An 11,636-nucleotide genomic window follows, 5' to 3' on the forward strand; every position below is an offset into this window, starting at 1 on the left:
ATGGCACTGAACAGAAGAAACTTTTTAAGAACAACTCTGGCAGGTGCGGCTGTTGCAGCCGGTAGTTCAGCCTTTGCTGCCTGTGGCGGCAAGGCTGCTTCTGCAGAAGGTTGCCCGGCTGAAAAGGGATCATGCCCCAACAGCAAAGCCGAGTTGAAGATATCTTTTCAGGAAGGTATCGCACCGGGAGCCAACCTCAACGAAAAGTTCGACTACATGGAAAAGTTGGGCGTTGTAGGTTTCGAACCGGGTGGACGTGGCCTGAAAGATCGTGTAAAAGAGATCAAGGATGCACTAAACGGACGCAATATCAAAGTGAGCGCCATCTGTGCAGGTTTCCAGGGTTTCATCCTCTCGACAGATCCGGCAATCCGCAAGCAGTGCATGGATACGATGAAAGAGATCATTGCTCCTGCTGGCGAACTCGGTTCCACAGGCGTAATTATCGTTCCGGCTTTCAACGGTCAAAAACCGGCAATGCCTCATACACCGGAGACACGCGATTTCTTGTGCGAACAATTCAATGAAATGGGAAACTTCGCAAAAGAACATGGTACGACGGTAATCTTCGAGCCATTAAACCGCAAAGAATGTTTCTATATGCGCCAGGTAGCTGATGCTGCATCTGTCTGCCGCGATATCAACAATCCGGGAGTACGCTGTATGGGTGACTTCTGGCACATGACATGGGAAGAAACGTCCGACATGGGAGCATTCCTTTCGGCTGGCGAATATCTGCAACATGTTCACGTTGCCAGCCGTAAGCGCCGCAGTATGCCGGGTGAAGACGGAGAAGCAGATAACTATGTTAACGGCTTCAAAGGTCTGAAGATGTTGGGTTACGACAAATATGTAAGTTTCGAATGCGGATGCCAGGGAGACCGGAATACTTTGGTTCCCGCCGCAGTGGAATTATTACGTAAACAATGGGAAGAAGCATAAAATATGCCATTAGTATATCCTAATATGCAAATGAGTGAGGTGGTGGAAGAGCACCCCTCACTCATTCCTGTCATTAACCGTTTTGGAATCCGTCTGGGACTGGGCGACAAATCGGTTAAGACGATTTGTGAAGAATACCAACTGGACGCCGACTTCCTGTTGACAGTGATCAATACATTCCTCAACGAGGAATATTTCCCGGAAAAGAAGTTACAGACGTTCCATACTTCACAAATTATCGATTATCTGACTAAAACCAACCTGTATTACCAACGTTATCAAATCCCGAATATAGAAAGGCATCTCGGCTCATTCATATCGATGAGTACGCCAGGAAACAATACCCTCAATCTGATCGGTAAGTTTTTCTCCTCTTTCAAAGAAGAGCTGACTTCACGGATTGAAAAAGACGATCAGGTATGGTTCCCCTACTGCCTGTCATTAAGCGAAAAGCTAAAAAACTATCAATCCTCCGGACAGGTTGAAGCGTTACATCTCGGAACGGAACAACGCTTAGAAGATCCGATAGAGGCCTTATTGGCGGATCTGAAAAGCATCATGGTCAAGCATCTTTCCGGCGACTATAACGAGAATTTGTGTTACGCCGTCATATTTGCCATCAGCAGTCTGGAAAAAGATATCAAACAGCACAACCGCATCCGCTACCGGATATTGACACCGATGGTTTCAGCTATGGAAAAGTTGTGTATTTAATAAATAGCCGGATGCATCGTAACAAGCAAATAGCAATTATATTACCCGACACGTTACAGAGCATCGGCCTGCAAAGTATGCTGACCGACTATTTTCCACCGGTAGAGATCAGCCACTACCCCACTTTCGAGGCATTATCGACTTCCGGCAATGACACATTCGATTACTATTTTACAAATGCTGCTTTATTTGTCCTTTATGCCGACTTCTTCCTCCCCCGCCGTGGCAAAACGATGGTCCTGATCGACGGGGCCAAAGGTGAAGGAGGGTTATCGGCAACTAATCATATCACGATCAAGGCCTCGCAAGAAATCATCATCGAACAGCTGGAACAACTTTTTACCGGAGAAAACAACAGTATTTCCAGCGAGAACAACAAAGAGCTGTCCACCCGCGAAACGGATGTCCTCCAACTGATCGTCAAAGGCAGTACCAACAAAGAGATTGCAGACAAACTGAACATCAGCCTTAACACAGTCCTCAGCCATCGTAAGAACATCACCACCAAGCTCGGCATTAAAACGGTATCGGGACTTACCTTCTATGCCATTATGAACGGCATTATTTCAGGCGACGACATCGAACTTTAAAATCACTACATATAGTGATTGATTTCCATTCTTCTTTACCTTTTCTTTGCAATCGTAAAATACTAATAGTTTACAATTAATACGATGAATCAACGCTATCTGTACGTCCTTGTTGCAGGTTCCCTTATGTGTCTGCAATCCGTTAAAGCCGAAAGAATGAATGAGAATGAAAATGCGAACGACACGATCAAGACCTATAATATAGGTGAAGTGATCGTCACATCTTCCACAAAAGAAACGAACGACCTCCGTACACTTCCGGGAGCCGTCTCCATCCTCTCGCCACAAGCAATAGCAGCCCGCCAGATAGACGCGCTCAAAGATATCAGCGCTTTCGTCCCCAACCTCTATATGCCTGACTACGGTTCAAAAATGACTTCGGCCATTTACATACGCGGAATCGGAGCGCGGAGTAGCGGGCAATCCATCGGGTTGTATGTCGATAACGTCCCCTACTTAGATAAAAGCGCTTTCGATTTCGAGCTGAACGACATCCAGCGCATCGAAGTTTTACGAGGCCCGCAAGGAACGCTTTACGGACGTAATGCAATGGGAGGCATTGTCAACATCTACACCCTCTCCCCGTTCAATTACCAGGGGACAAAGGTCACGATGTCGATGGGCAATTACGGGGCAGCAAAAGCTAAAGTGTCCCAATACAGCAAGATCGGAGAAAACATCGGGATCTCGTTAAGCGGGTATTACGACCGTAACGACGGCTTTTTCATAAACGAATATAACGACACAAAGGCTGATAAGGAGGAATCAGCTGGCGGCCGTTTCAAGTTGGAGGGGTATATTACGGACCATCTGAAGGCGCAATATGCATTCAACTATGACTATGTAACCCAAAAAGCCTTCCCTTACGGACAATACGACCCGCAAACAGGAACCGTGCAGCCAATCCGCATCAATGATCCGAGTTCCTACTGGCGCCGTACACTGAACAACAGCTTATACTTGGAATGGAAGACGGACCGTTTCACGCTCGCCTCCACCACGGCCTACCAATATCTGAAAGACGATATGAAGATGGACCAGGATTATACGGAACTGTCCGTCTTTACCCTCCACCAAAAGCAGAAACATTACGCCTGGAGCGAAGAACTGGCGATCAAATCCAATACGAAAAGTAATTACCAATGGAGTTTCGGCGCCTACGGTTTCTATAACAGCCTGAATACAGATGGTCCGGTGATCTTCAAGAAAGACGGTCTGACGGGCATTTTGCAAAAAGCATTCGACGACATACTGGCAAATAATCCGAAAGCACCGAAGCTGACCGTCCGGGGAGACGAACTGAATCAGATCTATTTTCCCGGAAACTTCGACACGCCGACTCACGGCTTTGCCGCTTTCCACCAATCGACCTACAATAACCTCTTCGTCGAAGGGCTTTCCATCACCGCCGGTATCCGCTTAGATTATGAGAAGGCGAGCTTAGACTATCATTCGGCCGTGGACAGCATGAAGATCGGCGTACAAATGGGATCGATGAAGATAACTCTCCCGGTTACGACCTCGATGGACGGCAACATCTCGCAGGATTTCCTGCAAGTCTTGCCGAAGGTTTCGCTCCGATACCAATGCACACCTGAAACATTCACATATGTCTCGGTCGCCAAAGGCTATAAGACGGGAGGATATAACGTGCAGATGTTCGGCGACCTGGTCCAGGCCCAAGCCAAATACGACCTGATGTCTAAATTTGCCCCCGATAAAGCCGAACATCCGGGAGCAGTGAAAGACGTCGCTTCCTACAAACCGGAACACAGCTGGAACTACGAAGCCGGCATCCGCAGCGAACTAATCAGGGGCAGGCTGAGTGCAGAACTGACACTCTTCTACATGGACATCCGCGACATCCAACTGACCAGCTTTGCCGAGAACGGTAGCGGACGCCTGATCACCAACGGAGGAAAGGCGAACAGCTATGGCGTGGAACTGAGCCTACGCAGCCGGATCATGGACGGGCTGACCGCAGACCTCAACTACGGCTTTACCCGCGCCACTTTCCGCGATTATATCTTCACGGATAAGGACGAGAACAACCAGATCGTCAAAACGGACTGCAAGGATAATTTCATTCCTTACACGCCGCGCCACACCGTCAGCCTGGGACTGCAATACACGAAACTGCTCCACCGGAAAATGATCGACCAGTTCATCGCTTCGGCCCAGTTCACCGGAGCCGGGAAGATTTTCTGGACGGAGAAGAACGACATCAGCCAGCCGTTCTACTGCCTCGTCAATGCCAAAGTAGGCGTTCGCAAGGGAATTGTCAATCTGAACCTGTGGAGCCGCAACATCACGAATACGGACTATCAGGCGTTCTACTTCGAATCGTTCAACCAGTCATTCATCCAGAAAGGCAAGCCTTTCCAGGTCGGCGGCGAAATCACCGTTACATTTTAATACATGAAACTATTATACTACATACCGATACTGCTCTGCCTGGCGCACGCGGCAAGAGGAGAAGAGATAGAAAAAGATACGGCGAAGATCCGTAACATCGAACTGAACGAGGTAGTCGTGCAGTCATTCAAACAGCAGCGCGACCTCCGGCTGGAACCCATCTCGGCATCGGCCGTGACGGGGACGGCAATCCAGAACCGGAACATCACAGGGATCAAAGAGTTCAGTTCCTTTATCCCGAACCTGTTTATGCCGGATTACGGATCGAAACTAACCTCACCGGTCTATATCCGCGGGATCGGATCAAAAATCAATTCACCTTCTGTCGGGCTGTATGTGGACGGCATTCCCTATTTTGAAAAGTCGGCCTTCGATTTCGATTTCAACGAGGTGGACAGGATCGAGGTTTTGCGCGGTCCGCAAGGGACACTTTACGGGCGCAACACGATGGGCGGCATCATCAATGTGTATACGAAATCGCCTTTGAAATACGAGGGGACAAATATCTGGCTCTCCAACGGAAACTACGGCAACCGCAACTACGCCCTTTCCCATTATAATAAGATCGGTGAGAAGTTCGGGTATGCCGTTTCCGGCAATTACCAGAACAGCGACGGCTATTTCACCAATCTTTTTACCGGCAAGAAAGCAGACGATATGAAATCCGGATCGGCCCGCATCCGCTTAGATTGGAAACCCAAGGAGAACCTGGCCCTGGGACTGATGAGTTCGTTCGACCGTTCTGCCCAGGGCGGCTATCCCTATGCCGTTTGCGATTCGGTCACGCACAAACCGGGCGAAGTAAACTATAACGAGTACAGTTTCTACCGGCGGACCCTTTCGACAACCGGATTCTCCGCCGACTATCAGGGGCCGGGCTACAGCATCAACAGCCGGACCGCCTTTCAATATATATCGGACCACCAAGGCATAGACCAGGATTTCTCCCCCAAAAGCATCTACTTCGCCCGCCAGGATATGAAGCAAAAAATGTTTTCCGAAGAGCTGAACATCAAATCGACTACTCCCGGACGCTACAAATGGCTGTTCGGCGCCTTCGGTTTCTGGCAGGGAGTCGATAATACCGTCATCCTCGATTACCTGGCCAAAGGTTACACGACCCGCAAACTGTACACCACCCCGACCTACGGCGTCGCTTTCTACCACCAGTCCACCGTGGACAACCTGCTGACGCGCGGCCTGTCGCTTACCTTCGGCATCCGGTACGACTACGAGCATGCTTCCAACGATTTCCTTTTCTATAAAGAGACGGACGGCAGCAGCGAGCAGATGGACGCTTTCGACAGCAAGCTCAAATTCAGCCAGGTCACGCCGAAGATCGCCCTGCAATATATGTTCCCCTCCACCGGCATGCTCTACGCCACCGTGACGAAAGGATATAAGACAGGCGGCTTCAACACCTCCTTCGACCGTGAAGAAGACCGTTCGTTCCGCCCCGAAACCAGTTGGAACTACGAGTTGGGCGCCAAACATCCGTTCCTCGACAACCGCCTCAACGCCGAATTTTGCCTCTTTTGGATCGACTGGAAGAACCAGCAGATCTATCAGATGCTCGCCACCCAGAACGGACAGTTCCTGCGTAACGCCGGGCGCAGCGAGAGCAAAGGCGTCGAGGTCAGCCTGCAAGGGAATCCGGTCAACGGACTGATGGTGCAGGTGAACTACGGCTTCACGCATGCCACCTTCAAAGATTACAAGGACGAGCGGAAAGGCATCGACTATAGCGGCAATTACCTGCCGATGGTCCCCCGCCACACCTTCGCCGTCGGAGCCGATTACACGATTCCGAACCCTTGCCGCCACATCGACCGCTTTACGATCAGCGCGAACTACACCGGGACGGGACGCATCCATTGGAAAGAAGACAACAAAGTGTCGCAACCTTACTACGGACAATTGAATGCAAAAGTGTCTGCAACAAAAGAATTTATTACCTTTGCGATCTGGGCGAAAAATATTACCGATACAGACTATTCGGCTTTCTATTTCGAGACAGGCGGAAAGGGCCTGGCACAAAAAGGACGGCCGTTCACGATCGGAGGGAATATACAATTGAGTTTTTGAAACTCCCGTTCGAAGTTCGGATAACACCTCAAAAGTTCTAAAAGTGCCATCCGAAGTCCGGACGACACTTTGAAGACTCTAAAACTTCGGACGACGTTTTCAGATGCTTTTTGTCTCCGGCCGGGAGCCGGAAGATTATATAAACGATATTATGATACAGAAAGACAAAACATACAACCTCGCGACCTTCTTCTGCCTCTACATCGCGCAGACGATCCCGATGAGCTTCTTTTCCACCGTCATCCCCGTCATGATGCGGCAGGAAAACTTTTCACTCTCCGCTATCGGGCTTCTCCAGCTGATCAAGCTGCCCTGGATACTGAAATTCCTCTGGTCACCGCTGATAGACCGCCATGCCGTGACGACCGGCGACTATAAGAGGTGGATTTTTTCTTCCGAACTGATGTATGCCAGCCTGATCTTTGCCGTCGCTTTCCTCGATTTCCATACGGATTTCTATACGATCGTGGCATTGATTATCGTTTCCTTCGTCGCTTCCGCCACACAGGATATTGCGACCGACGCACTGGCGGTACTCGCCTTTAGCCGGAAAGATAAAAGCATGGTCAACAGCATGCAGTCGATGGGAAGTTTCGGAGGTTCGATGATCGGAGGCGGCGTGTTGCTCCTGCTCTTCAAACAGATCGGCTGGAACGGCCTACTGCCTTACGTCGCGCTGTTTGTCATCATCGCCCTTTTACCGCTCTTCTTCAACAAAGGCATCCATATACAGCCCAAGGATTCGCACGAACGGGCCAAAAAGGCCGATGTGTTTTATTTCTTTGCCCGCCGGAGCATCTGGAAACAGATCGGCTTCCTCTTCCTCTACTATTCCGGACTGATCGGGACGCTCGCCATGCTAAAACCCTGGTTAGTAGACCTTGGATACGACATGAAAGAGATCGGGGTAATGAGCGGAGTGGCGGGAACATTCGTCGGGTTCCTATCCTCGTTTGCCGGAGGGATGATCGTACGCCGGATCGGACGTTTCCGCGCGCGCATCCTGTTTGCGGTGTTTGTGCTGATAGCGACACTTTATTTCCTCGGACTCTCGTACGTGCATCCGACGACAACCTTGCTCTACGGCGGGATCTTCCTGCTCTGGGGCAGCTACGGGATGGCGACGATCGTGGTCTATACGACGGCTATGGATTGCGTACGTCCCGGACGCGAAGGGACGGACTTCACGATCCAGACGGTCATCACGCATCTCAGCGGCATGTTGATGGCCATCCTGAGCGGAAAAATTGCAGACCATACGGGTTACCACGGGCTTTTCTTCTTTGAGGCAAGCATCGCCCTAGTATCTCTCCTATATATAATAACGGTTTTCAGAAAAGAAAAAAGTACGATATGAAACAAAAACTTTTAGATAAATACAATGTGCCGGTTCCGCGGTATACCAGCTATCCGCCTGCCAATTATTTCCATGACGGGTTCAATGACTATGATTTTGCAGATGCAATCCAAGAATCGAACCATCAACAACCGGAATCGATTTCCTTCTATTTTCATATTCCTTTCTGCTTGCGCCTTTGCCATTATTGCGGGTGCAACTCCTACGCCTGCCCCAAACCGGAAATCGTAGACCGGTATGTAGAAGCATTGCACAAAGAGATCGACCTGGTGCTTCCTTTGCTCGACGGGACACGCAAGATCTCACAGATCCATTACGGGGGAGGCACTCCGACAGTCCTGCCGGCTGTCGAACTGGAAAAGTTGAACCGGCACGTTTCAGAAAAATTCGATACGATCGAAAATCCCGAAATAGCAATCGAATGCCATCCGGGATGGATGTCGGAACAGAACTGGATCCAACTGACAATTGCCGGATTCAACCGATTGAGCATCGGAATACAGGATTTTGACAAACAAGTCCTGAAAACCGTACATCGAAAACAATCCCTGTTGCAACCGGAAGAGATCGTGACTCTCCTGCGCTCCTGCGGAGTTCGCTTTAATCTGGATTTTCTCTACGGATTACCCCACCAGACGGAAGCAAGCTTTGCTGCAACGATCGAAAGGGCTGCCGCTCTGAAACCGGACCGGCTCGTTACCTTCTCGTATGCACATGTGCCCTGGGCTTTTCCCCGGCAGCAGGTATTGGAAAAAGCCGGACTGCCTTCGAGCGACGAGAAAAGCCGGATGTTCGAAGCAGCCCGCAAGATACTCTGTGAAGCGAATTACCAACCGATAGGTCTGGATCATTTCGTCCGTAAAGACGATGAACTGTGCACCGCTTTACAAAACGGGCAACTGCACCGCAATTTCCAGGGCTATTGTACGCGCCGGACAACCGGACAGGTATACGCTTTCGGCGTCACAGGAATCAGCCAGCTCAGCACGGCCTATGCCCAGAACACGAAAGATATCATGGAATATATCGAAAAAGTCGAAGCCGGCATCTTGCCCGTGGCCAAAGGATATTCCTTAAGCCAGGACGAACAGATCACCCGGGAAGTGATCGAAATGTTGATGTGCAATTACCGGATCGACTGGAACGAGTTATCAGAACAGCTTTCCCTCCCCGCCGAATCCATCAAGCAGGCAACCGCCTACGACGAGGTGCGCCTCCATGAATTTGCGACTGATGGATTAATCGAATTCGACGGAAACCAAATCCGGATGACACCCGAAGGCAGGCTTTTCGTCCGCAACATAGCGGCTTCGCTCGACAAACTGATGCTCGGAACTAATAAATCATTTTCTAAACCCGTATAAAGCAATGGAACATCAATTGACAACAAATCTTAGCCACAAGGAGGATACGCAAAACGCCCGCACTGTAGACGTCCTGGTCATCGGTGCCGGATTGACCGGATTGACAATCGGTTTCTTGCTGGCTCTCTCCGAAAAAAAAGTCCATATCCTCGAAAAGGCTGACCGCGTCGGAGGACAAATCCGCACATTCCGCGAAAAAGGTTTTATCTACGAAAGCGGCCCCAATACAGGTGTAAACTCCTATCCTGAAATCTTCGAACTTTTCGAAATCCTCGATGGAGACTGCATAATGGAGACTGCCCGCGAAGAATCCAAACGCCGCCTGATCTGGAAAGGAGACCGGTTCCACGCTCTCCCGTCCGGACTGTTCAGTGCAATCACGACTCCTCTGTTTACGCTTGGCGACAAGTTCCGTATCCTCGGAGAGCCGTTCCGGGCAAAAGGGAATAACCCGGACGAGTCTGTCGGGGAGTTGGCAGTCCGCCGCTTGGGCAAATCGTTCTTGCAATATGCGGTAGACCCGTTCCTGTCCGGTGTCTATGCCGGCGATCCTATGAAACTCGTCACCCGCTACGCCCTCCCGAAACTCTACAACTTAGAGCAGCAATACGGCAGCTTTATCCGTGGAACCATCGCAAAAGCCAGGCAGCCGAAAACGGCATACGACCGCCTCGCCACCAAGAAAGTATTTTCAGTAGAAGGAGGACTGGACCGGCTGACCGACGCAATGGCCGCAGTGATCCAGCCGCACCATATCACGCTTTCGGCCGCCGACGTTACCATCCGGCCTTATGCAGACAAATGGATGGCCACCTATTCGACTGCCGACGGCGAACAAACAATCATTGCAGAACGGGTTATTACGACTACCGGTGCTTACACATTGCCCGCCCTATTGCCTTTCATCCCGAAAGAAAAGATGGACCTGATCAGCAACCTGCATTATGCGCCGGTCGTACAGGCCAGCGTCGGCTTCCGTAATACCGGTGGGTTACGCTTCGATGCGTTTGGCGGCCTGGTCCCTTCCTGTGAGAAAAAAGAGGTACTCGGCATCCTCTTCCCATCCGCCTGCTTCGCCGGAAGGGCACCGGAAGGGGGTGCTCTTTTCTCCTTTTTCATCGGAGGCGTCAAGCATGCCGACCTGACAACCTGGCCGGAAGAGGAACTGAAGGCGCTTGTCAAGCGCGAGCTTCATGCCATGCTGAAATTACCGGCAGAAGCAGAACCGGACATGATCCGTATCTTCCGCCACGAGCATGCCATTCCCCAATACGAGCAGAGCAGCGGTGCCCGCCTCGAAACGATCGACGAACTGCAAACCCGCTATCCGGGTCTCACGCTCGCCGGAAACATCAAAGACGGCATCGGCATGGCCGACCGCATCCGCCAGGCAACCGAAATTGCAAATGAAATAACAGACTTTTAAATGAGGATTAATCATGGAAGACAAAATAGTTGAAATTGCCCGGTTTTATGAACCGGAAAAGGCACAGATACTCGAATCCCTTCTGAAATCGGAAGGAATCAAATGCTATCTGCGGAACGAATACACGAGCCAAGTCATGTACCCGGCCAACATGGGCGGCATCCGCGTCGAACTTCTCGAAAGCGAAGTGCCCCGCGCTATGGAGATAATGGAAGCAAACGGATACGAATTTCCGAAAGAGGACGAAGAGGCTGAACAGATTCAGGCTGTTTCCGGATGGGCACGCCATATTCCGTTTCTTCGACATCTTCCGCTCGAAAGACAGATCATCGTTCTCTTTATCCTTGTAGCCGTCTTCCTGGCTCTGGTCATTTATTTCGGTTCACTCGTTTCATCCAACTAAACAAATGTAAACAATGGCACGCAGAAAGATTACAAATAGTCAAGCCGTATGTATAACTCTTTTATGGGGTGTTCTTTGCTACATGCTGCTTGTATACAGTGAAAAGATAACATTTGACGTCATTTTTGCCCTGGTAGCGTCAGCTATCATTGTGTTCGTTCCGATCTACAAGAGCAAAAGACGCAGAGATGAATGACATTTGGTTACTTTTACCCGATTAAAATACCTAAATGATATTTTTAATGCATTTTTTCTTTCAAATATTTGTTTGTATAAAATATTAGCTTACCTTTGCGAGGCCATTAAAAGAACGGCATGCAATTTACAAATTGATACTATA

At 50.0% G+C, this 11,636-nt stretch carries 10 protein-coding genes; all 10 read left to right on the plus strand.

What is annotated here, in order from left to right:
• On the plus strand, nt 1–942 hold the full coding sequence (locus tag ACPYIV_RS11090) for a sugar phosphate isomerase/epimerase family protein (protein WP_293731802.1): 942 nt from the start codon (nt 1–3) through the stop codon (nt 940–942).
• Nucleotides 943–966: 24 nt separating this feature from the next.
• Nucleotides 967–1,656 (plus strand): helix-turn-helix transcriptional regulator, encoded by a 690-nt coding sequence (locus tag ACPYIV_RS11095; protein ID WP_301704355.1) that lies wholly within the window; start codon nt 967–969, stop codon nt 1,654–1,656.
• An 11-nt stretch (nt 1,657–1,667) separates the two neighbouring features.
• On the plus strand, nt 1,668–2,246 hold the full coding sequence (locus ACPYIV_RS11100; protein WP_293731801.1) for a response regulator transcription factor: 579 nt from the start codon (nt 1,668–1,670) through the stop codon (nt 2,244–2,246).
• Nucleotides 2,247–2,330: 84 nt separating this feature from the next.
• Nucleotides 2,331–4,661, plus strand: a complete 2,331-nt coding sequence (locus ACPYIV_RS11105; RefSeq protein WP_425883012.1) for a TonB-dependent receptor — start codon at nt 2,331–2,333, stop codon at nt 4,659–4,661.
• 3 nt (nt 4,662–4,664) lie between these two features.
• Nucleotides 4,665–6,746 carry a TonB-dependent receptor gene (locus ACPYIV_RS11110; protein WP_425883014.1) on the plus strand — a complete coding sequence of 694 codons (2,082 nt, stop codon included), beginning with the start codon at nt 4,665–4,667 and terminating at the stop codon, nt 6,744–6,746.
• Between the two features lie 151 nt (nt 6,747–6,897).
• Nucleotides 6,898–8,103, plus strand: a complete 1,206-nt coding sequence (locus tag ACPYIV_RS11115) for an MFS transporter (RefSeq protein ID WP_293739236.1) — start codon at nt 6,898–6,900, stop codon at nt 8,101–8,103.
• On the plus strand, nt 8,100–9,467 hold the full coding sequence (hemN, locus tag ACPYIV_RS11120; protein ID WP_293739235.1) for an oxygen-independent coproporphyrinogen III oxidase: 1,368 nt from the start codon (nt 8,100–8,102) through the stop codon (nt 9,465–9,467). The genes ACPYIV_RS11115 and hemN overlap by 4 nt, the downstream gene beginning before the upstream one ends.
• A 4-nt stretch (nt 9,468–9,471) precedes the next feature.
• Complete coding sequence (hemG, locus tag ACPYIV_RS11125; protein WP_300760831.1) at nt 9,472–10,893, plus strand: protoporphyrinogen oxidase; 1,422 nt, start codon at nt 9,472–9,474, stop codon at nt 10,891–10,893.
• A gap of 13 nt (nt 10,894–10,906) precedes the next feature.
• A complete protein-coding gene (locus ACPYIV_RS11130; RefSeq protein ID WP_293731795.1) occupies nt 10,907–11,296 on the plus strand; it encodes a putative signal transducing protein in 390 nt (129 codons plus the stop codon).
• A 13-nt stretch (nt 11,297–11,309) separates the two neighbouring features.
• Nucleotides 11,310–11,492: a hypothetical protein gene (locus ACPYIV_RS11135; protein ID WP_321781260.1), complete on the plus strand. Its 183-nt coding sequence runs from the start codon at nt 11,310–11,312 to the stop codon at nt 11,490–11,492.
• Nucleotides 11,493–11,636: the final 144 nt, after the last annotated feature.

Source organism: Parabacteroides vesiculifaciens (assembly GCF_049860805.1).
In the GTDB taxonomy this organism is placed as follows: Bacteria; Bacteroidota; Bacteroidia; order Bacteroidales; family Tannerellaceae; genus Parabacteroides.